The organism is Actinocorallia populi, assembly GCF_002995495.1.
Classification (GTDB): Bacteria; Actinomycetota; Actinomycetes; order Streptosporangiales; family Streptosporangiaceae; genus Actinocorallia; species Actinocorallia populi.
In genome coordinates this window covers 442612-463657 of the sequence record NZ_PVZV01000002.1, presented here as the reverse complement: position 1 = coordinate 463657, position 21046 = coordinate 442612, and the positions used below count along the sequence as shown (strand labels likewise).

Annotated in this window: 23 protein-coding genes; 10 read left to right on the top strand and 13 right to left on the bottom strand. The window is 72.9% G+C overall.

Annotated features, from left to right (window positions below):
• Nucleotides 1-30 precede the first annotated feature (30 nt).
• The 5 genes from C2865_RS09115 (at nt 31) to C2865_RS09095 (ending at nt 5278) form a co-directional block, all read left to right on the top strand.
• On the top strand, nt 31-672 hold the full coding sequence (locus C2865_RS09115; RefSeq protein WP_157963634.1) for a hypothetical protein: 642 nt from the start codon (nt 31-33) through the stop codon (nt 670-672).
• A gap of 365 nt (nt 673-1037) precedes the next feature.
• Complete coding sequence (locus tag C2865_RS09110; protein WP_106397917.1) at nt 1038-1889, top strand: FAD binding domain-containing protein; 852 nt, start codon at nt 1038-1040, stop codon at nt 1887-1889.
• Complete coding sequence (locus C2865_RS09105; protein ID WP_106397916.1) at nt 1880-2344, top strand: (2Fe-2S)-binding protein; 465 nt, start codon at nt 1880-1882, stop codon at nt 2342-2344. Before C2865_RS09110 ends, C2865_RS09105 begins: the two co-directional genes overlap by 10 nt.
• On the top strand, nt 2341-4623 hold the full coding sequence (gene pucD, locus C2865_RS09100) for a xanthine dehydrogenase subunit D (protein ID WP_106397915.1): 2283 nt from the start codon (nt 2341-2343) through the stop codon (nt 4621-4623). Before C2865_RS09105 ends, pucD begins: the two co-directional genes overlap by 4 nt.
• Before the next feature lie 103 nt (nt 4624-4726).
• Nucleotides 4727-5278, top strand: a complete 552-nt coding sequence (locus C2865_RS09095; RefSeq protein ID WP_232835472.1) for a nucleotidyltransferase family protein — start codon at nt 4727-4729, stop codon at nt 5276-5278.
• Nucleotides 5279-5293: 15 nt separating this feature from the next.
• On the opposite strand, the gene C2865_RS09090 is transcribed toward C2865_RS09095, so the two are convergent.
• Nucleotides 5294-6430, bottom strand: coding sequence for a S8 family peptidase (locus tag C2865_RS09090; protein WP_106397914.1), 1137 nt, complete (start codon nt 6428-6430; stop codon nt 5294-5296).
• A 287-nt stretch (nt 6431-6717) separates the two neighbouring features.
• Here C2865_RS09090 and C2865_RS09085 point away from each other — a divergent pair, with 287 nt between their 5' ends.
• Nucleotides 6718-7983: a YncE family protein gene (locus C2865_RS09085; protein ID WP_106397913.1), complete on the top strand. Its 1266-nt coding sequence runs from the start codon at nt 6718-6720 to the stop codon at nt 7981-7983.
• 159 nt (nt 7984-8142) lie between these two features.
• Complete coding sequence (locus C2865_RS09080; RefSeq protein WP_106397912.1) at nt 8143-8964, top strand: SAM-dependent methyltransferase; 822 nt, start codon at nt 8143-8145, stop codon at nt 8962-8964.
• Nucleotides 8965-8986: 22 nt separating this feature from the next.
• Here C2865_RS09080 and C2865_RS09075 read toward each other — a convergent pair whose 3' ends face one another.
• The 10 genes from C2865_RS09075 to soxR form a co-directional block, all read right to left on the bottom strand.
• On the bottom strand, nt 8987-9433 hold the full coding sequence (locus tag C2865_RS09075) for a hypothetical protein (protein WP_106397911.1): 447 nt from the start codon (nt 9431-9433) through the stop codon (nt 8987-8989).
• 55 nt (nt 9434-9488) lie between these two features.
• Nucleotides 9489-10208, bottom strand: coding sequence for a VOC family protein (locus C2865_RS09070; protein ID WP_106397910.1), 720 nt, complete (start codon nt 10206-10208; stop codon nt 9489-9491).
• Between the two features lie 110 nt (nt 10209-10318).
• Nucleotides 10319-10804, bottom strand: coding sequence for an SRPBCC family protein (locus tag C2865_RS09065; RefSeq protein WP_106397909.1), 486 nt, complete (start codon nt 10802-10804; stop codon nt 10319-10321).
• Nucleotides 10801-11160 (bottom strand): ArsR/SmtB family transcription factor, encoded by a 360-nt coding sequence (locus C2865_RS09060; protein WP_198653116.1) that lies wholly within the window; start codon nt 11158-11160, stop codon nt 10801-10803. Before C2865_RS09060 ends, C2865_RS09065 begins: the two co-directional genes overlap by 4 nt.
• A gap of 73 nt (nt 11161-11233) precedes the next feature.
• Nucleotides 11234-11806 (bottom strand): GNAT family N-acetyltransferase, encoded by a 573-nt coding sequence (locus tag C2865_RS09055; protein WP_232835471.1) that lies wholly within the window; start codon nt 11804-11806, stop codon nt 11234-11236.
• Between the two features lie 41 nt (nt 11807-11847).
• On the bottom strand, nt 11848-12303 hold the full coding sequence (locus C2865_RS09050) for a MarR family winged helix-turn-helix transcriptional regulator (RefSeq protein ID WP_106397906.1): 456 nt from the start codon (nt 12301-12303) through the stop codon (nt 11848-11850).
• 10 nt (nt 12304-12313) lie between these two features.
• Nucleotides 12314-12496: a hypothetical protein gene (locus C2865_RS09045; RefSeq protein WP_106397905.1), complete on the bottom strand. Its 183-nt coding sequence runs from the start codon at nt 12494-12496 to the stop codon at nt 12314-12316.
• Nucleotides 12497-12520: 24 nt separating this feature from the next.
• Complete coding sequence (locus C2865_RS09040) at nt 12521-14305, bottom strand: carboxyl transferase domain-containing protein (RefSeq protein ID WP_106397904.1); 1785 nt, start codon at nt 14303-14305, stop codon at nt 12521-12523.
• A gap of 34 nt (nt 14306-14339) precedes the next feature.
• A complete protein-coding gene (locus tag C2865_RS09035; RefSeq protein ID WP_106397903.1) occupies nt 14340-14987 on the bottom strand; it encodes an NAD(P)H-binding protein in 648 nt (215 codons plus the stop codon).
• A 110-nt stretch (nt 14988-15097) separates the two neighbouring features.
• Nucleotides 15098-15556, bottom strand: a complete 459-nt coding sequence (gene soxR, locus C2865_RS09030; RefSeq protein ID WP_106397902.1) for a redox-sensitive transcriptional activator SoxR — start codon at nt 15554-15556, stop codon at nt 15098-15100.
• Between the two features lie 62 nt (nt 15557-15618).
• Between soxR and C2865_RS09025 the strand changes: the two genes are divergently transcribed.
• On the top strand, nt 15619-17025 hold the full coding sequence (locus C2865_RS09025) for an MFS transporter (RefSeq protein WP_106397901.1): 1407 nt from the start codon (nt 15619-15621) through the stop codon (nt 17023-17025).
• Nucleotides 17022-18026, top strand: a complete 1005-nt coding sequence (locus tag C2865_RS09020) for an alcohol dehydrogenase catalytic domain-containing protein (protein ID WP_106397900.1) — start codon at nt 17022-17024, stop codon at nt 18024-18026. The genes C2865_RS09025 and C2865_RS09020 overlap by 4 nt, the downstream gene beginning before the upstream one ends.
• On the opposite strand, the gene C2865_RS09015 is transcribed toward C2865_RS09020, so the two are convergent.
• Entirely contained in the window at nt 18017-18619 is a 603-nt protein-coding gene (locus C2865_RS09015) for a TetR/AcrR family transcriptional regulator (RefSeq protein WP_157963633.1), read from the bottom strand. The genes C2865_RS09020 and C2865_RS09015 overlap by 10 nt on opposite strands.
• A gap of 71 nt (nt 18620-18690) precedes the next feature.
• Between C2865_RS09015 and C2865_RS09010 the strand changes: the two genes are divergently transcribed.
• Nucleotides 18691-19539 (top strand): oxygenase MpaB family protein, encoded by an 849-nt coding sequence (locus C2865_RS09010; protein WP_232835470.1) that lies wholly within the window; start codon nt 18691-18693, stop codon nt 19537-19539.
• Here the strand turns inward: C2865_RS09010 and C2865_RS09005 are convergent, their stop codons facing one another.
• The gene (locus C2865_RS09005; RefSeq protein ID WP_106397897.1) at nt 19540-21018 is read right to left on the bottom strand and encodes a serine/threonine-protein kinase; all 1479 of its coding nucleotides are present in this window, start codon (nt 21016-21018) and stop codon (nt 19540-19542) included.
• Nucleotides 21019-21046 lie beyond the last annotated feature (28 nt).

Below are 21046 nucleotides of genomic sequence, written 5' to 3'. Positions count from 1 at the left end.
AGTGTCTGCCGTGACCCACGGGGAGTAATGGTGTTCGAGAAGACAGTGAAAGTGGTCATGACCGCGCTGGTGGCGGCCGGGATGTCGGCGGCGGTGGCCGTTCCGGCCGACGCCGCGCCCAAGAAGCCCAAGAAGCAGGTCAAGTGCCACCTGGGCCTGTGGAAGACCACGGGCCTGACGGCCAACATCTCCGGCGAGACGCCGGACGGGAACTTCCAGGACGTCGACTACAAGGGCATGGCCGGGATCAAGCTCAAGATCTCGACCAAGCGCGTGGTCTACGACTTCACCGGTTCCAAGCGGGAGACCATCAAGGGCATCGGCGCGGACGGCAAGCCGATGGAGGCCTGGGAGCAGCTCACCGGGGTGCTGTACCTGCCTTCCAAGATCACCAGTGACAAGAAGGGCCTGAAGGGGCAGATCGCCTCCTACAACAAGCGCGCCGCCGGTCCGGCGACCGGCACCGGGATGACCACCAAGCCCGAGCCGGCCTCCTGGGGCGAGTGGAAGGTCGCCGACCACGCCAAGATCGGCCACTTCGACACCCCGGTGGTCAAGAAGGCCAAGTTCGTCTGCAACCCCAAGAAGAAGACCCTGCGCATCACCGACGTCCGCAAGTGGGACACCTTCACCGAGACGCTGGACATGCGCTTCAAGCTGGTCCGCCGCTGACCTCGGGCGCTGACCGCCCGACACCGACGGCCCGTCGCTGACGGCCCGTCCCCGAGCCCCGCCGCACCCCTCCGCGGCGGGGCTCGCCGCCGTCCGCAGCCGGTTTCCGAGGCGTGCGGCCGGAACGCGTGCCGACTTCGGCGCCTCGCATGTTTCATCGGCGCCGTTCAGGAGATTGACTCCCTTCAGCAGATCCGGCTGCGGAAACCGGTGGAGTCATGAGCACTTCCGCATCCCCCTGCTGCTCGGCAACCACGGTCACACCACCTACAGGGGTTCCTGATGAAGCTCGGCCTCGGTGCGAACCGTTACGGGAAGACGGAGCGACACCTGGCAGGGTCGTACGCGGCGGAGGAGGGCCCGGCATGCAGTTCCTGAGCCCGGCCACCTGGGCGGAGGCGCTGGCCGTCAAGGCCGACCTGCCCGACGCGACGCCGATCGCGGGCGGCACCGACGTCATGGTGGAGCTGAACTTCCGCAGGCACCGCCCGCCGGCGCTGCTGGACCTGACCCGCGTCCCCGGGCTCGCCTCCTGGTCGCTGGAGGGCGGGCGGATCCGGGTCGGCGCGGGGCTGCCCTACAGCCGGATCATGGACGAGCTGGGCGGGCGGCTGCCGGGCCTGGCCATGGCCTCGCGGACGGTCGGGTCGCCGCAGATCCGCAACCGGGGCACGCTCGGCGGCAACCTGGGGTCGGCCTCCCCCGCCGGAGACGGGCATCCGCCGCTGCTGGCCGGCGGCGCCGAGGTCGAGCTGGCGTCGGTGCGCGGGGTGCGGACGGTGCCCGTCGCGGAGTTCTTCACCGGCCCCAAGCGCAGCGTCATGGCCGTGGACGAGCTGATCGCGGCGGTGCTCGTCGCGCCCGCCGAGGGGCCCGAGCAGTTCGCCAAGGTCGGGACGCGGAACGCGATGGTGATCGCGGTCGGCTCGTTCGCGCTGGCGCTCCACCCGTCGCGGCAGGCGGTGGGGACGGGCGTCGGTTCGGCCGGGCCGACGCCGCTGCGCGCACCGGAGGCGGAGGAGTTCGCCGCCGCGCACCTGCCGTGGGAGAGCCGTGCCGCGCTGGACCCGGAGACGGCCCGCAGGTTCGGGGAGCTGGTCTCCGCCGCGGCCTCGCCGATCGACGACGTCCGGGGCAGCGCGGCCTACCGGCGTCATGCCCTCGCCGTCCTGGCGCGGCGCACACTGACCTGGGCCTGGAGCGAACTGTGCGGGTGAGATGCAAGGTCAACGGGGCGGACCGGACGGCGGACGACGTCTGGGAGGGCGAGAGCCTGCTGTACATGCTGCGGGAGAGGCTGGGCCTGCCGGGCAGCAAGAACGCCTGCGAGCAGGGCGAATGCGGCTCCTGCACGGTGTACCTGGACGGGACGCCCGTCTGCTCCTGCCTGGTGGCCGCGGGGCAGGCGGCCGGGAGGGAGGTCGTGACGGTCGAGGGCCTGTCGTCCGGGGACGGCCTGAGCGCCGTCCAGGAGGCCTTCCTTCAGGCGGGCGCCGTGCAGTGCGGGTTCTGCACGCCCGGCCTGGTCGTCGCGGTCCACGACCTGCTGGAGCGCTCCCCCGAGCCGTCCGATCCGCAGATCAGGGAGGCGCTCGCGGGCAACCTCTGCCGGTGCACCGGCTACGAGAAGATCATGGAAGCGGTCCGGCTGGCCGCCCGGGGAGAACGATGAGCGTCCTGGACGAGGGCGGCGCGATCGCCGCCGCCGACGTCGACGCCGCGGGCGGGGTCGGGGAGAGCCCGCCGCGGCCCGACGGGCGGCTGAAGGTGACGGGGGAGTTCGCGTTCTCCTCCGACCTGTGGGCCGACGACATGGTGTGGGGGGCGACGTTGCGCAGCCCGCACCCGCGGGCGCGGCTCGTCTCGGTGGACGTGGGCCCCGCGCTGGCGGTGCCGGGGGTGCTGGCGGTCCTCACGCACGAGGACGTACCGGGGAGCAGGCGGTACGGGCTGGAGCACGTCGACCAGCCGGTGCTGGCCTTCGACGAGGTCCGCTACCAGGGCGAACCCGTCGCGGTCGTGGCGGCCGACCACCCCGAGGTGGCGGCGCGGGCGGCCTCGCTGATCCGGGTGGGGTACGAGGTGCTGCCCCCGCTCGTCGATCCGGAGGCGGCCGTGCTCCCGGATTCCGCGAGGGTGCACGCGGACCGGCCCAACCTGCTGCGCCATGTGCCGATCCGCAAGGGCGACCCGGAGGCCGCGGCGGAGGTCGTCGTCAGCGGCGTCTATGACGTGGGGATGCAGGACCAGGCGTTCCTGGGGCCGGAGTCGGGGCTGGCGATCCCCGCCGAGGACGGCGGGGTCGATCTGTACGTGGCCACGCAGTGGCTGCACGTCGATCAGTTGCAGGTCTCCGCGTCGCTCGGACTGCCGCCGGAGAAGGTGCGCTTCACCCTGGCGGGGGTGGGCGGTGCCTTCGGCGGACGGGAAGACCTCTCGATGCAGATCCACGCGTGCCTGCTGGCGCTGCGTACCGGGCGTCCGGTGAAGATGGTCTACGGACGTGAGGAGTCGTTCTTCGGTCACGTCCATCGGCATCCGGCGCGCATGTGGTACGAGCACGGGGCCGACAAGAACGGGCGTCTCGTCTACGTGAAGGCGCGGATTCTGCTGGACGGGGGCGCGTACGCGTCCAGTTCCGGGGCGGTCGCCACCAACGCCGCGACGCTGGGGATCGGGCCTTACAACGTGCCGAACGTCGTCATGGACAGCAAGGTCGTCTACACCAACAACCCTCCGTGCGGTGCCATGCGCGGTTTCGGGGCCGTGCAGGCGTGCTTCGGCTACGAGTCGCAGATGGACAAGCTCGCCGAGGCCGTCGGGATCGGCCCGGTGGAGATCCGCGTGCGCAACGCGATGGAAGAGGGCGACCGGATGCCGACGGGTCAGGTCGTGGAAGGCCCCACGCCGGTCGCAGAGCTTCTGCGGCTGGTGGAGGGCAAGTCTCCCGCACCGGCGAAGCCGGACTTCCTGCCCGGCGGGACGGCCAACACGACCCGTGGGGAAGGGGTCGTGCGGGGCGTCGGATACGGGATCGGGATCAAAAACGTCGGCTTCTCCGGGGGGCTCGATGACTTCTCGACGGCGCGGGTGCGACTGGAACTGATCGGCGGCCGGCCTTCTGTGCTCGTCCGCACTGCGGCCGCCGAGGTCGGGCAGGGGCTCGTGACGGTGCTCGCGCAGATCGCGCGGACCGAGCTGGGCGTCGCCCAGGTGACGATCGCGCCTGCGGACACCGGTATCGGGAGCGCCGGCTCCACATCGGCGTCGCGGCAGACGTACATGACGGGCGGTGCGACGAAGGCCGCGTGCGAGGCCGTCCGGGAGAAGCTGCTGGCACGGCTGGACGGGCCGGGGCTGCGGCTCGTCGGCGAACGGGTGCTGGACGCCGGTGGAGAGGCCGTCGCGAGCCTGGTCGAGCTGCTCGCGGACGGGGCCGTCGAGGCGACCGTCGAGTGGCGGCACCGCCCCACGTCTCCGCTCGATCCGGAGACGGGGCAGGGCGACGCGCACGTGCAGTACGCGTTCGCCGCGCACCGGGCGACCGTCGACGTGGACGTGGAGCTGGGCCTGGTGCGGGTGGTGGAGATCGTCACCGCGCAGGACGTCGGCAAGGCGATCAACCCGAAGGCCGTCGAGGGGCAGATCCACGGCGGGACGGCGCAGGGACTGGGGCTGGCGCTGCTGGAGGAGATCCAGGTGCGGGACGGCCTGGTGCGCAACCCCTCCTTCACCGACTACCTGCTGCCGACGATCATGGACATGCCGCCGATGCGGCTCGACGTCCTCGAGCTCGCCGCGCCGCACTCCCCCTACGGGCTGCGCGGGGTCGGGGAGCCGCCGAACATCTCCTCCGTCCCGGCGATCGTGGCGGCGATCCGGGCCGCGACGGGAATCGCGCTCACCCGCGTTCCCGTACGGCCGGAGCACCTCACGGTGGAGCGGCCATGACGGTACTGCGGTCGCAACGGGTGTTCCTGCCCGGCGAGGCACGTCCGGCGGAGCCGGAGACGGCCATGCGGACGGTGGACGCACGGTCTCCAGGGGCTCTCACGTGACCCGCCTGTGCGGCCTGTTGCTGGCCGCCGGGGGCGGGCGCCGGTACGGGATGCCCAAGGCGCTCGTGCCGGTCCCTGGAGGCGACGGGGAACTGCTCGTCGAGCGCGGGGTGCGGACCCTGCGGGAGGCCGGATGTTCTCCCATCGTGGTCGTGCTGGGCGCCGGGGCCGAGCGGGTGCCTGAGCTTCCCGGGGCGCGGGTGGTCCTCAACCCGCAATGGGCCGACGGAATGGGCTCTTCGTTGCGGGTGGGACTCGCGGAGGCGGAAGGAGACGCGGTGGTGGTGCTGCTCGTGGACACGCCCGGAGTGGGCGCCGAGGCCGTGCGGCGGGTGGCTGCCGGTGCGGACGCCTCGTCGTTGCGGGTCGCCACGTATCACGGGGAGAGAGGACACCCGGTGCTCCTCGGAAAAGCGCATTGGAAGGGTGTCGCAGCACTCGCCACGGGTGATGTGGGAGCACGGCCCTACCTTCGCGCGCACCGGCCCGAGCCGGTGCCCTGTGCGGACGTGGCGGACGGCCGCGACATGGACGTGCCCTCTCCCTGACGGGCGAGTCATCGCTCAGGGACAGCGCGCCAGACCCGCCCCCCGGTCGGCCGCGTCCACGCCCCCGGCCAGTCGGGAGGTGTCGGCGGCGGCCAGGATCTCGGTGCGTACGTGGTCCGCCTTGACGGGCGCCGCCGTCTCGGTGAGGTGCTCCCACCACAGGGCCGCCACGCCCGCGACGTGCGGGGTGGCCATGCTGGTGCCGCTGAGCCGGAAGAGGCCGCCGCCCGTGCGGGCCGACAGCACCTCGACGCCGGGGGCGCTGACCAGCGGGAACGTGTTGGAGAAGTCCGCGACGCGCAGGGCTCCGTCCTCCTGCTCCAGCGCACCCACCGAGAGCACCCCCTCCGAGGCCGCCGGGAGGGAGACGCCCAGCTCGTAGTCGGGCCGCTTCTCGCGGTGGCTCTCGTTGCCGGCCGCCGCCACGACGAGCGCGCCGGGGCCGAACGCGGCGCGGGCGTCGACCATCCCCATGAACGCGTCGAACAGGCGGAGGTTCGCGCGGTAGGACTCCAGCGCCATCGACGTGGCCAGGTCCGGCTCGTAGTCGCGTTCGATGAGCATCCGCACGAAGCCCGGGAAGTCGTAGCCGATCGACATCGAGATGACCCGCGCCTCGTTGAGCACGGCCCACTGCAGGCCGCGGACGAGCATGTCGGTGTCGCCGCCTCCGTCGTCGGTGAGGACCTTGCCGATGAACGCCTTCCGCACGCCGCGCGCGACGCCGATGCGCGTACCGTCGACGTCCTGGCCGAAGACGGTGCCCGCGCAGTGCGTCCCGTGGCCGTTCTTGTCGCCGAGGCCGTCGCCGCTGAAGTCCTCCTGGACGAGTTCCACGCCCTTGAAAGCGGGGTGTGAGGCATCGATTCCGGTGTCCAGAACGGCGACGGGAACACCTCTACCCGTGCGTGCGGAGACGTCCGCGCCCACCGCTTTGACCCCCCACGCCGCATCGGACGTCGCGGCCTCCGGACCGCCTTCCAGCGGGCGGATGAGCTGCGTCGGCATCACGGGCGCGACCGCCCGGACCTCCGGGTCGCGGCGCAGCTCCAGGAGCTCCGCCTTGTCCACCTCGGCCGTCTCGACGGCGTCCGCACCGCCCGCGATACCGGCCCGTTCGAGATTCCGCAGGATCGTGACCGTCGTCCCCATACGCGTGCCCCTTCCGCTTCGGTACGCCTCCCGGTCTACGCGACCCGCACGGAACCCGTCCATGCCCCTCATGTCCTTACTGGGCCAACCTTGAGGACAGTGCGGCGGTCACCTCGGCCTCCGGCGGCGCGCCCGGGACGAACAGCCGCGACGCCTCGGCGCAACGCGGTTCCGGCCGGAGTTACCTGAGCTTTTCTCACATTGGGGCCTTGTAGCGGCCGGTCCCGCTGTTCTACCGTCCAGTAACTCTGTCCGCGTTCCTCCCCCCCACCCCCAGGAGGAAGAGCATGCCCTTCTCCGTTCTCCCCCGAGTCCGCAGATCGCTGCCGGCCGCGGCCGTCCTGGCCGCGGCGGCCCTCACCGCGTCCGCCGCCCCCGCCGCCGCGGCACCGCAGTCCGCGCCCGAGTTGCGCGAGGTGATGTTCGTCGGCAACAACTGGGAAGGCACCGCCGACGTCATCGAGGCGAGCGGCGACTTCGCCGGGATCGGGCGGATCAACGTCATCCCCGACAAGGACGAACGGCTCCGCGAGATCTATCGCAACCCGCTCAAGCTCGTCTTCTTCCTGGGCATCCGGGAGACGGTGGGCGAAGGGCACGACCAGTACGTCGACGACATGTACTCCACGCCGGACGGCACCGCGATGGTCGCCTCCCGGCCGAGCTTCGCCGACGTCGTCTCCATCGACCTCGCGACCGGGGACGTCAGGTGGCGCTTCCCCGTCTCCGGGTTCCGCGCCGACCACATGGCCGTCTCCCCCGACGGGACGCAGGTGGCGGTGTCGGCGTCCACCTCCAACACCGTGCACGTGCTCGACATCGAGACAGGACGGCAGGTCGGCTCGTTCAAGACCGGCGACAAGCCGCACGAGAACGTCTACACCGACGGCGGCCGGTACCTGTGGAACATGTCGATCGGCGAGGTCAACAACGACGCCGACGCGCCGTGGCAGGACTTCCGCAAGGGCGACCGCAAGATCACCGTCGTGGACACCGCGACGTTCGAGGTCGTCCGGACCATCGACATGCGCCAGCGGCTGGACGCCTTCGGGCGCAAGGACCTGTCCGACTCGGTGCGTCCCGTCGCGTTCACGCCCGACGAGTCCAAGCTGTACTTCCAGGTGTCGTTCTTCAACGGCTTCCTGGAGTACGACGTCGCCACCGACAAGATCCTGCGGGTCAAGACGCTGCCCAAGAACCCGGACACCAGCGACGACCGCAAGACCTACGTCAACGACTCCCGCCACCACGGCATGTCCATGAGCCCCGACGGCTCCAAGCTGTGCATCGCCGGCACCATGGACGACTACGCCACCGTCGTGGACCGCGCCTCCCTCCAGGAGGGCCCGCTCGTCCCCGCGGCCAAGCCGTACTGGGCCACGGTCAGCGGCGACGGCAAGGCCTGCGTCATCTCCGAGAGCGCCGCCGACCAGGTCACCGCGATCGACTTCGCCACCGGCGAGAAGATCGTCTCGGTGCCCGTCGGCGACCACCCGCAGCGCGTCCGCGTCGCGCGCATCCCCGCCGGCTGGACCCCTCCGGCCGGCGGCTGACCCCCGCCGGGGCCCGGAGGGCGGCGCCCCTCCCGGCCCCGGCGGTTTCGCGTCCCGTGATGGCCTGGCGTGGACAGAACACGGGTTCGCCGGATGTTCCCCCCTTTTCCCGCCTAAGATCAATTTCAACGTGAAACGGGATTCGGTGAAGGGTGCTCGATGACGGGGACGACGGAAAATCCGCAGGAATGGGCCTCGCGCGGAGTGGACATCACCAAGCCCAGCATCGCGCGGGCCTATGACGTGGTGCTCCGCGGCAAGGACAACTTCGCGGTCGACCGGGCGTTCGTCTCCGAGATCACCAAGGTGATCCCGGAGATCTACGACGTGGCGTCCTACAACCGGCGCATCCTCGGACGCGGCGTGCGGTTCCTGGCCGAGCAGGGCATCCGGCAGTTCCTCGACCTGGGGTCCGGACTGCCCACGGTGCAGAACACCCACCAGGTCGCCCGGTCCGTCGCGCCCGACGCCAACGTCGTCTACGTCGACAACGACCCCATCGTCCTGGTCCACGGGCGGGCGCTGCTGGAGGAGAACGAGCGCACCGCCGTGGTCACCTCCGACCTGCGCGACACCCGTGCCGTGCTGGACGACCCGGACGTCAACCGGCTCATCGACTTCACCCGGCCGGTGGCGGTCATGATGGTGGGGATCCTGCACCACCTGCACGACGACGAGGACCCGCAGGGCATCGTCAAGGCCTATCTGGACGCCGTCCCGTCCGGCAGCCACCTGTTCGTCACCCACTTCTGCGCCTCCAGCGAGGAGGCCCGCGACGCCGAGAAGCAGTACCTGGCGCTGCTGGGCACCGGCCGGTTCCGCACCCCCGAGGAGATCACCGCCTACTTCGACGGCCTGGAGCTCCTCGAACCCGGCGTCGTCCCGCTCCCCCTCTGGCGCCCCGACGGCCCCGTCCCGGTCGAGGACGACCTGTCGATCGGCCAGCGGCTCATGTACGGCGGGATCGCCCGCAAGCCCTGAGCCGCCGCGCCCCGGCGGCGTCTCAGCCGGAGGCGGTGCGGTGTTCGATCTCCGCCCCGCCCGTCCGGGTCTCGGCCCGGAACACCCGGGCGTGGGGCGGCCGGGTCACGCGCAGGCGGCGGGCGTCCGTCCAGACCGCGGTGACGTCGGGGCCGGTGGTGGTCCAGGCGGGCGTCGGGGCGTGGCCGTGGTCGACGACGAGGACGTTGCCCCCGTCCCGCGGGCTCTCGCCGGCCGGCAGGACCGACACGTGCGTCGCGGCGGAGGCGGTGGCACCGCAGTCGTAGTGGTGGACGAACGCCACCCGCTCCCCGTCCGGGGACGGGATCCGGGTGACGACGCCGACGTCGCAGGCGGTCAGCTCGCCGACCTGCCGGTACAGGACGGCGGCACCCGCCGCGCAGAGCAGCAGGGCGAGGACGGCGGCGACCCGCCGCCGGGCGGATCCGCCTCGGGGCGTCGGGGACATGCCGGATACCTGTCCGTCTCGCATACCGCTCGGACGCTGCCGGACGGCCGCCGGTTCAGCCGGCGGCGGCCCGGATCCGGAAGGTCAGGCCTTCCGGCCCGCTCACACGGAGAAGCGGCAGCCCCCGGTGCTCGGACCAGGTGAACGAGCCCCGGCCGTGTTCACGGACGCGGGCGGCGACCGCGGCCAGGTCGTCCGAGACGAGGGCGAGTTCCCACTGGGGGGCGGCGGAGTCGGACTCGTGCGGCGGGACGAAGTCCGTGAAGGCGGGCGTCGCGTCCAGGGTCTCCCGGTAGAAGAGCGCGGCCTCGCGGGGATCGGCGCAGGCGAGGACCATCCGGTGCGGCCCGTGGACGACCGGGGCGGCCGGGAGGTCCCAGCCGCGGAAACCGCGGGGCTGCCACAGGGAGAAGGCCGCGCCGAACGGGTCGAGAAGGGTCGCGATACGGCCCTGGTCCCCGGCGTCCGAGGGGGCCAGTACGAGCCGCGCGCCGTTCGCCGCCGCCTTCTCGGCACGGCGGTCGACATCGTCGACCGCCAGGTAGTAGGCGATGTGGGCGGGGATGTCGGGCGGGTAGAGCGGACCCGCGAGATCGCTCACGGAGCCGATAGGGAAACCGCTCGCGCTGATCTTGGTCGCGCGGCGCCAGTCCTTCTCGTCCACCGCGAAGCGCCAGCCGAGCACCGCGGAGAAGAACGCCGCGGCGGCCGGGACGTCGCGGGCCTTCAGGTCCATCCAGCAGAACTCGTTCACCGCGCCGAGGCGCATCGTCATGACACCGCTCCTTGTCGTCCGCGGATCATGGTCTTCGAGCCCCGGACGGCTCCGCAACACCTTTTCGGGCCGGGCCGCCCGGCCGGTGGGTCGGGCGGCCCGCAAGCGCCTCAGGAGGCCAGGAGGGCGTCCATCTGGCCGACGGCCTCCTGGACGCCTTCGGTCATGCCCATGGCGACCATCTTCTCCATCTGGTCGCGGGAGTCGAAGGCCGAGTGCATCTCCATGCGGGTGCCGCCGTCGTGTTCGGTGAGGCGCATGCGCATGGTGGTGGTGGGCATGCTCTCGTCGGGTGCGCCGTTTTCGTCGGCGAAGCCGTCGACGAACTCCAGGGAGGTCGGCTCGTCCACGGAGACGACCCGCCACCAGCCGTGGTGCCGGTCGCCCTCGGGGCCCGTCATGAAGTAGGTGACGTCGCCGCCGGGGGTCAGGTCGTGCTCCTTCACGGTCGCCGGGTAGGTCGGCGGGCCCCACCAGCGCTCCAGCTGCCGCGGGTCGGACCACAACCGCCATACCCGTTCGACGGGGGCGTCGAAGTCGGCGACCAGGGTGAAGGTCAGGTTGTCGAGGTCCTTGTCGATGCTGGTGATGCTCATCCGTCCTGTCCTCTCGTGTCGTTCTCCTGCGGGCCGGCGTCGTCGGCGAGCAGAGCGGACATGCGGTCCACCCGGCCGCGCCAGAGCGCCTCGAGCCGGTCGAGTGCCTCCCGCGCGCGGCGGACGGCCTCCCGGTCGGCGCGGACGAGCTGCTCCCTGCCCCGCCGCTCCTTGTTGACCAGACCGGCCCTCTCCAGCACCGCGACGTGCTTCTGGACCGCCGCGAAACTCATCGGGTAGGCCTCGGCCAGCCGCGACACCGAGAGCTCGCCCTGGATCGAGCGGCGCAGGATGTCGCGGCGGGTGGCGTCGGCCAGCGCGTGGAACAGCCGGTCCACCGCCTCTTCTTCCACCATACGTACAACCATTTGGTTGTACGTTATCGCGTCCGGCACCGGCCCCACAACAAAGCCGAGGGAAAAAGCGGCGTCAGCCCGCCCCGAGCGCCTCCCGCCACCGGCCTGCGGCCAGCCGGTACAGCACGTGCGGCCGCAGCGGGCTCCCCTCGGCCACCGCCGGATGCCCGAAGTCCCCCTCCGGGTCGCGGATCATCCCGATCCGCCGCATCACCGCCTGGGAGCGGAGGTTCCCGCGGGCCGTGAACGAGACGATCTCGTCCAGCCCCGCCTCGCCGAAGCCGAACTCCAGCGCGGCGCGCGCCGCCTCACTCGCGTACCCGAGCCCCCAGGCGCCGCGGGCCAGCCGCCAGCCGATCTCCACCGCCGGCGTGAAAGGCGCGTCGAACCGCACCCGCGAGATCCCGGTGAACCCGATGAACTCCCCGCTCCCGGCGACCTCCAGTGCCCAGAAGCCGAACCCGTCCTCCTCGATCCGCGCCGCCAGCCGGTCGACCATCGCGTCGCTCTCCTCCCGCGTCAGCGTCGCCGGGAAGTGCTCCATGACCTCGGGGTCGGCCGTGAGCGCCGCGAACGGCCCCCGGTCCTCCTCCCGCCACCGCCGTACCACCAGCCGTTCTGTCCGCATCACCGGTCCGTCTCCCATGGCACCGACCCTATGGTCCGGCCGCACGGCACGGACGGAGGTCAGGGACGGGGCCAGGGGCGGCCTGCGAGGCGTTCGATGTCGGTGTTGAAGCGCTTCAGGAAGGCCGCGAAGGCGGCGACCTCCTCGGGGGTCCAGTCCGCCATGACGCGGTCCACGCCGTCGATGTTGCGCTGCCGCTCCCGCTCGAGGCGGCGCTCCCCCTCCTCGGTGATGCGGAACTTGCGGGCCAGGCCCGCCTCGGGGTCGGGGATGCGCTCGACCAGGCCGGAGCGGAGCATCGCGGAGGTCTGGCGGTTGAGGGTGGAGGGGTCCAGCCCGAACGCCTCGCTGAGCTGCCCGATGGACATCGGCCCCTGCATGCGGATCCGGCTGAGCAGGATGTAGGCGCTGCGGTCCAGGCGGTCGCCGTCCTCCCGCAGGCGCGGCGCGGTCAGCTGCTGGTGGCGCCCGAGCAGCATGGTCTCGTACTCGATCAGGTGGATGGGCTTGTCCATGCCGGCGCGCTCAGCCCTTCCCGCCCGCCGCGGCCGGGAACTCCAGGCCGCCGCCGCCCAGGCCGAAGGTCGGCGCCTCGCCCGGCGGGCCGGGCCGGCCGGGCCGGGCCCGGCCGGTCAGGCCGCGCAGCGCGCCCGAGCCGCGATGGCCGCCGAGCCGGTGCGGGGAGTCCTGGATCAGCACGCGGGTCATGGGGGTCTTCCCTTTCGGTAGTGCTCACCAGGTGTCGATGAAGGAGCGGCGGCCCGCGCGGGGCGGGTGGTCCTTGACCGAGGCGAGGATCCAGCGGCGCGTCTCGGCCGGGTCGATGACGTCGTCCAGCTCGAAGGCCGAGGCGGCGTTGAGCGCCTTGCCGTGCTCGTAGGCGACGGCGACCATCTCCTCGAACAACGCCTCCGGGTCCGCGGCCTCCGCCAGCTCCTTGCGGAAGCCGAGGCGGACGGCTCCCTCGAGGCCCATGCCGCCGATCTCGCCGGTGGGCCAGGCGAGGGTGGCGACGGGGGCGCGGAAGCTGCCCCCGGCCATCGCCTGCGCGCCCAGCCCGTACGCCTTGCGCAGCACGATCGCGACCAGCGGGACGGTCAGGTTGGCGCCCGCCACGAACAGGCGGCTGAAGTGCCGGACGGTCGCGGTGCCCTCGGCCTCGGGCCCGACCATGAACCCCGGTGTGTCGCACAGGGACACGACCGGCAGCCCGTGGGCGTCGCAGAGCTGCAGGAACCGGGCGGCCTTGTCGGCGCCGTCGCGGTCGATCGCGCCGCCCAGGTGCGTGGGGTCGTTGGCGAGGAGCCCCAGCGGCACGCCCTCGACGCGGACCAGCGCGGTGCGGATGCCGGGGGCGAAACCGCGCCGCAGCTCCAGCACGGAGCCGTCGTCCGCGAGGGTCTCGATGACCTGCCCGACGTCGTAGGGGGTCTTGCGGTTCTCTGGGACCAGGTGCCGCAGGAGGCGCTGGTCGGGCGCCGTCCAGTCCTCCGCGGGCCCCGTGAAGTACGACAGGTAGCGCCGTGCCGTCTCGACGGCCGCGGCCTCGTCCCGCGCCACCACGTCCACGACGCCGTTCGCCGTCTGGACGTCGATCGGCCCGATCTCCTCGGGCCGGTACGTCCCCAGCCCGCCGCCCTCGATCATCGCGGGCCCGCCCATGCCGATGTTGGCGTCGGGCGTGGCGATGATGACGTCGCAGCAGCCCAGGAGCGCGGCGTTCCCGGCGAAGCAGCGCCCGGAGGCGATCCCGACGAGCGGCACCCTGCCGCTGAGCCGCCCCATCGCCCAGAAGCTGGTGACGTCCAGGCCGGAGACGGTGGTGGTGTCGGTGTCGCCGGGACGGCCGCCGCCGCCCTCGGCGAACAGCACCAGCGGGAGCCGGCGTTCCGCGGCGAGTTCCAACATCCTGTCGGTCTTGCGGTGGTTGAGGTAGCCCTGGGTGCCCGCCAGGACCGTGTAGTCGTAGGACATGACGACGGCGGACCGCCCGCCGATCTCGCCGACCCCGCAGACGAGCCCGTCCGCCGGGGTGCGCTCGATGAGCTCCTCCACCGGGCGCCGCCGCCGCTGCGCCGCGATCGCCAGCGCCCCGTACTCGGCGAACGTGCCTTCGTCGCACAGGTCGGCGATGTTCTCCCGCGCGGTGCGGCGGCCCCGCTCGTGGCGGCGCCGCACGGCCTCGGGCCGTCCGGCGTCCAGGCCCGCCGCGTGCCGGGCCCGGACGGCGGCCAGGTCCGGCCGGACCGCGTCGAGGTCGACGGCCGCCTCCTCCTCGCGGGCGGCTGCCGTCACCGCGGCCTCCTTCACCCGGACGAGCGGGGCGTCGCGCCGCACCGTCCCGCCGGCGCGGACGAGCACCTCCGCGACGATGCCGTCGTGCCCGGCCCGTACGACATGCTCCATCTTCATCGCCTCGAGCACCACCAGCGCGGCCCCCGCGCGCACCTCCTGGCCCGCCACCACCTCGACGCTCACCACTGTCCCCGGCATGGGGGCGCCCACGAAGCCCGTCATGCCCCAGACTCTACGGACAACCCCGTCGGGAGGACTAGAGCGCGGCCACCGCCTCCGCGATCGGGACGGGGCCGCCGTGCAGCTCCAGGGTGCGGTGCACGCCCGCGCCCGTGCGGATCAGCTCGGCGATGACGGCCGCCACGTCCTCGCGGGGGATGTCGCCGCGTTCGGCGGGCGGGTCGGTGAGCCGGACCAGGCCCGTGCCCTGCCCGTCGATCAGCCGGCCGGGGCGCAGGATCGTCCAGTCCAGGTCGCGTGCGCGCAGGTCCTCCTCGGCCACGCGCTTGGCGGTGACGTACGCGGCCCAGGACTCCTCGGTGCCGGGCGGCGGCGGCTGGTCCACGCCGGTCGCCGAGATCTGCACGAACCGGCGCACCCCGGCCTCCTGCGCGGCCTCGGCGCACAGGATCGCCCCGTTCTGGTCCACGGTCGCCTTGCGCGCCGCGCCGCTGCCGGGCCCCGCCCCCGCCGCGAAGACGACGGCGTCGGCACCCTGGAGCAGGATCGCCAGCTCCGCCATGGGGTCCTCCTCGAGGTCGAAGATCGCCCCTTCCTGCCCGGTGGCCTCCAGGTCGGGCACCTGGTCCCGGTTGCGGACCACTCCCACGGCCGTCCCGTCCGGAAGCAGCCGCAGCAGCCGCAACGCGATCTGACCGTGCCCACCCACGACGACGATACGCATGACCTGATCCTTACAGAGTTCCCGTGGTCTCCCGGCCCGCCCCGTGGACGGGCCGGGCTTCTCCCCGTGTCGCTGCCATTCCCGGAGGCCGCCGATCGAACCCCCGGCCGTCACGGCTCCGTCCAGCGGCGGGGTCCCTGGCCGGTCTCGCCCAGGGCGTCGGAGGGGTTCTGGAGGGAGCAGCTGCCCAGGCTGAGGCAGCCGCAGCCGATGCAGTCGGTGAGGGTGTCGCGCAGCCGTTCGAGGTCCCTGATGCGGGACTCGAGCTCGCCGTGCCAGCGCCGGGACAGCCGCGCCCAGTCGCTCCTGGTGGGCGTGCGGCCGGACGGCAGGGAGTCCAGGGCGGTGCGGATGTCCCTGAGGGGGACGCCCACCCGCTGGGAGACCCTGATGAACGCCAGGCGGCGCAGGATGTCGCGGCGGTAGCGGCGCTGGTTGCCCGGCGTGCGCTCCGACCTGATCAGGTCCTCGCGCTCGTAGAAGTGCAGTGCGGAGACGCTCACGCCGCTGCGCCGCGCCACCTCTCCCACGGGGAGCAGGTGGCCGGGACTGTAGAAGGAGTCGGGCATCTCACTCCCTATCCGGAAAATACGTTTGACCTCAACAATGGTTGAGGTTCTAAGGTCATATCATGATCTCGACGACACCGCCGGACGCTCCGGAGAAGACCAGCTCAGGGGTGCTGAGCAGAACGTTCCTGTGGACGACGATCGGCTCGTTCGCGCTGGTCTTCCTCGCCGCGTTCGAGAGCGTCGCGGTGACCGCCGTGATGCCGGCCGTCAGCGCGGATCTCGACGGCGCCCGCCTGTACGCCGCCGCCTTCGCCGGGCCGCTGGCGACGGGCGTGATCGGCATGGTCGCGGGCGGGATGTGGGCCGACCGCCGGGGGCCGGTCGCGCCGCTCTACGCCTCCGTGGCGCTGTTCTCCGTCGGGCTGGTGGTGTGCGGGCTCGCCCCGTCCATGGAGGCGCTCGTCGCCGGGCGGCTCCTGCAGGGCCTGGGCGGCGGCGCCCTCACCGTCACCCTCTACGTGGTGGTGGCCCGGGTCTACCCCGAGGAGCTGCATCCCAAGATCTTCGCCTGGTTCGCCGCCGCCTGGGTCGTCCCCGCGCTGGTCGGACCGGCCGCCGCCGGAGCCGTCACCGACCTGCTGAGCTGGCACTGGGTGTTCCTCGGCGTGGTCGTCCTGGTCGCCCTGGCGATGCTCATGGTGGTCCCCTCGCTCGGCGGCCTCGGGCCCGGCGAGCCCGCGGCGGACGACGCGGGGCGCGGGCCCCGCCTGCTCGTGTGGGCGACGCTGGCTGCCCTCGCCGTCCTGGCCCTGAACCTGGTGAGCGAGATCCCCCGGGTGGGCGGCCTGCTGGTGCTCGCCTCGGTGGCCGCCACGCTGGTCGCGGTGCGCCCGCTGCTGCCCGCCGGGACCCTGAGGGCCCGGCGCGGGCTGCCGAGCGTCGTCCTGATGCGCGGGATGGGCGCCGCCGCGTTCTTCGGCGCCGACGTCTACCTGCCGTACCTCTTCACCGAGCGGTACGGCTTCTCCCCCACGCTCGCCGGGCTCACCCTGACCCTCGGCGCGCTGGCCTGGTCGGGGGCCTCGGCGGTGCAGGGGCGGCTCGGCGAGCGGCTGCCGCACGCCCTGGCGGTCCGGATCGGCATGGTCCTGGTGTTCGCCGCGATCCTCCCGGCCCTGCTGGCGGCCCTCCTCGGCCTGCACCCGGCCGTCCCCATCGCCGGGTGGACGGTCGGCGGCGCGGGCATGGGCCTGATGTACCCGCGGCTGAGCACCCTGGTCCTGGGCCTCTCCACCCCCGCGAACCGCGGCTTCAACTCCTCGGCGATGTCGATCGCCGACTCGCTCGGCGGCGCGCTGACCCTGGCGCTCGCCGGGATCGTCTTCGCCTCCTTCGCCACCGGATCCGCCGGCGGGTTCGCCGCCGTCTTCGCCTTCGCCGCCCTCATCGGGCTGGTGGCGGCCCTCCTCGCCCACCGGGTCTCCCCCGGCACCGGCAACTCCCCGAAATCAGAGGTGATCTCATGAAGGCCATCGTCCAGCGCGAGTTCGGCCCCGCCGACGTGCTCGTCCTCGAAGAGACCGAACGCCCGTCGCCCGGACCCGGCCAGGTGCTGGTGAAGGTCGCGGCGGCCGGCGTCCACGCCGTGGACACCGGCATCCGGCAGGGATACGGCCCTCCGACGCTGCCCAAGCCGCAGCTGCCCATGACCCCCGGACGCGAGGTCGCCGGGACGGTCGAGGCCGTCGGCCCGGACGTCGAGGGCTCCTGGGCGGGCAGGCGGGTCGTCGCCCACGTCGGGGCCCTGAGCGGCGGGTACGCCGAGTACGCGCTCGCCCCGGCGGCCTCCCTGCACGCCCTGCCCGACCGTGTCTCCTTCCCCGCCGCCATCGCGGCCGTCGGAACGGGGCGGACGGCGCAGATGGTCCTGAACGCCGCCCGCATCACCGCGGAGGACGTCGTCATCGTGACGGGCGCGTCCGGCGGGCTCGGCAACCAGCTCATGCAGCTGGCGCACTCCCTGGGCGCCCGCGTCGCCGCCCTCTACGGCGGCGAGGCCAAGCGCGAGGCCGTCACCGCGTTCCGGCGCGACGGGCTGGTCCCCGTCGACACCTCCGACGCGGCCTGGGCCGACCTCATGAAGGCCGCTCTGGAGGGCGCCGCCCCGACCGTCGTCCTGGACGGCGTGGGCGGCGACGTCGCCAGGACCGCCCTGGAGTCCCTCGCGCCCGGCGGCCGCCACGTCATCGTCGGCTGGGCGAGCGGCGCCCCCGTCCGGGTGGCGACGGACGACATCGTGGAGCGTTCGATCACCGTGGGCAGCGTCCTGGGCGGCCGGCCCGCGGACCTCCGCACGCTGGAGACCCGCGCCCTGGAGGCCGTCGCGCGGGGCGACGCGGCCCCTCTCGTGGACGAGTACCCCCTGGCGGACGCCGCCGCGGCGCACACCGCGATCGAGACCCGCCGCTCGCGCGGCAAGGTCGTCCTCCTCCCCGCCCACGCCCGGCCGGGGACCGCTCACAGGTAGGGCGCGATGACGCCCAGCACCAGCCCGCTCGCCCTGTCCGCCAGCTCGTCCGGCGTGAGGGCGAGCGTGCCGCCGAGCCAGTTGATGATCAGCTCTCCGACGCCGCCGAGCGCGAAGAGCACCGCGACGGTGAACGCCTCCTCGTCGGCGGGCCGCAGCCAGTCGCGGGCGAGCCGCGCGAAGAGGTGGTAGGTGTCCCGGCGCCGCTGCTCCAGCGCCGGGCTGCCGGCCGGTTCGGCCAGCCCGATCCGGGCCCGCCGCGAGTCCGACGCCATCGCGTGCACGAACACCGCCATGCCCGTGCGGATGCGCTCGCGCGGTGTCGGCGCGGTGGCGACCACCCGCTCGACGTATCCGAGGAGGTCGCGCAGCGCCTGGTCGTAGACGGCCAGCAGCAGCTGCTCGACGTCGGCGAAGCTCTCGTAGAAGTAGCGGTCGTTCAGCCCGGCGTGCGCGCACACCCCGCGCATGGTGACCGCCGCCCAGCCCTGGTCGCCCCACAGCTCCAGCGCCGCCGCCAGCAGCCTTGCGCGCCGTTCGGCCCGGCGCTCCTCGGCGGTGCGCCCGCGGTACGGACGTGTCGTAGATCCCATCGGGTCCATCTTGACGCTACGGATCTTCGAACCCGATATTGGTGGCACCCGCCACCAACTTTAGGAGCACCGTGCAGCCCCTCGGCCCCGACTCCCTGACCTGGCGCTTCTTCGGAGACAACCGGGCGCTGCTCACCGGCCCCCGCGCCGGGGTCCTGCAGCTCATGCTCCCGTCGCTCGGCCAGGGGGTCATGGAGCACTCGGTCTTCTTCAGCGACACCTTCGGCCGCCTCAAGCGCTCCGCAGGCCCCATCCTCAACACCGTCTACGGCGGCGCCGAGGCGGTCAGGACGGGCGCGAAGGTCCGCGACTACCACGTGAACATCAAGGGCGAGATGCCCGGTGGGGAGCGCTACCACGCCCTCGATCCCGAGACGTACTTCTGGGCGCACGCCACGTTCCTCGACCACCTGATCTACAGCACCGAGACGTTCATGCGCCCGCTCACCGACGAGGAGAAGCACCGGATCTACGAGGAGTCCAAGGTCTGGTACGCCATGTACGGGGTCAGCGACCGCCCCGTGCCCGAGGACTGGCCCGCCTTCCAGGCCTACTGGAAGCGCATGCTCAACGAGGAGCTCGCCGCGCACAAGTCGGCGGCCTACAGCGTTGGCTACGTCGAGAAGGGCTTCCCCCGCCCCCGCCGGATCCCTGAAGGTGTCTGGAAGGTCCTCGGCGTCCCCCTCAACGCCGTCGCCCGCTTCCTCACCGTCGGCGGCCTCCCTCCGGAGGCCCGCGACATCCTCGGCCTGAGGTGGACCCGCGCCGACGAACGCCGCTACCGGCGGTTCGCCGAGATCGTCCGCTCCCTCGGCGACCTGTGGTCGGTCCTCCCGGACTTCGTCAAGTACACCCCGCCCGCCCGCAAGGCCTTCAAGCGCGACGGCCGTCCCTCCCCTCTCCCCCGCCCGCGCGCCTGATCACTGGGACGGCCTGCTGCGGTCTCCCGCGAACGTCCGGAGGTGGCGCTCGACGGTGCGGAGGTCGGCGTGGAGTTCGTCCAGACGGCAGAGGGCGATCTGGCCGGTCTTGCGGTGGAACCAGGGAGAGCGGCCCGGGGTGCCGGTGAAGTGGATCGGGAGCAGTGGGGCACGTCCGGTGGAGACGCCCCCGGCGAGGCGGATCAGGAGGACCCGGCGGCGGCGGAGGCCGCGGCGGGCGATGGTGATGCTCTCGATGTCGTCCCAGGTGTAGCCGGCCGAGTGGCGGCCGCGGCGGAAGGCGATGCCGCGGGGGCCGATCTCCAGGGCGCTGCGGGTGAGGAGGCCGGTCACGCACGCGGCGATCAGGTAGGCGCTCCGGCCCAGTGCGGTGGCTCCGATGAGCAGGAGGAACGGCACCAGGCCCAGAACGGTCAGGTCTCCGAAGACGGAGGAGACGAGAACGAGGGCCCCGGCGCACAGCAGCAGCGTCCACACCACCCGGGAGGCGGTCTCGGCGACCATCCCCCGCCGCCTGACCCGGGCGGTGAAGGGAGGCGTGCCGCCGGGAAGGGCCGTGACGGGTCCTTCCAGACCGGCGGCCGGTCCGGTGACCAGGGGATCGGCCTCCCCGGCCTGGGGCGGGACGGGCCGCGCGGCGGGCTGCGGGGCCTCGGCCGCCTCGGCCAGCGCCCGCCGGATCTGCGCGGGCCGGGGGCGCGACCCCGGGTCCTTGTGCAGGAGCCCCGCCAGCAGGGGCTCCAGCGGGCCGGCGTGTGCCGGGCGGGCCGGGACGCCGTCGAGGATCTTGGCCAGGACCGCGGAGAACGCCGGGGCCTCGAAGGCGTCCCGGCCCTCCAGCGCGTGGTAGAGCGTCGCGCCCAGCGACCACAGGTCCGACTCCGGCGTGCAGGGGCCGCCCCTGGCCTGCTCGGGCGCCAGGTAGGCGGGGGAACCGAGGAACGCGCCCGTCCCCGTCAGCCGCGCCTCCCCCTGCAGACCCGCGACGCCGAAGTCGCCGAGCTTCACCCGGTCGCCGGACAGCACCAGCACGTTCCCCGGCTTCACCTCGCGGTGCACGACGCCCGCCCCGTGCGCGGCCGTCAGCACGTCCAGCAGCTGCAGCCCGATCCGGGACGCCCGGCCGAGCGGCAGCGGCCCCCCGTCGCGCACGAGCTCCTCCAGCGAGACCGCCTCGACCAGTTCCATGACGACGTAGAGGCCGTCGTCCGCCTCCAGCACGTCGTGGATCGCCACCGCGTTCGGGTGGTCCAGCCCGGCCAGCGCCCGCCACTCCAGCGCGAGGCGGGCCAGCCCGTCCGCGACGGTTCCCGCGGGAAGGTCGGCCGGCACGAGCACCCGCTTCACCGCCACCTCGCGGCCGGTCAGCGTGTCCGTCGCCCGCCAGACCACGCCCATCCCGCCCTGGCCCAGCTCCTCCGCCAGGGTGAACCGTCCGGCGACGAACCCATCGATCATGCTGCTCTCTTCACTCGGAGGCCGATGC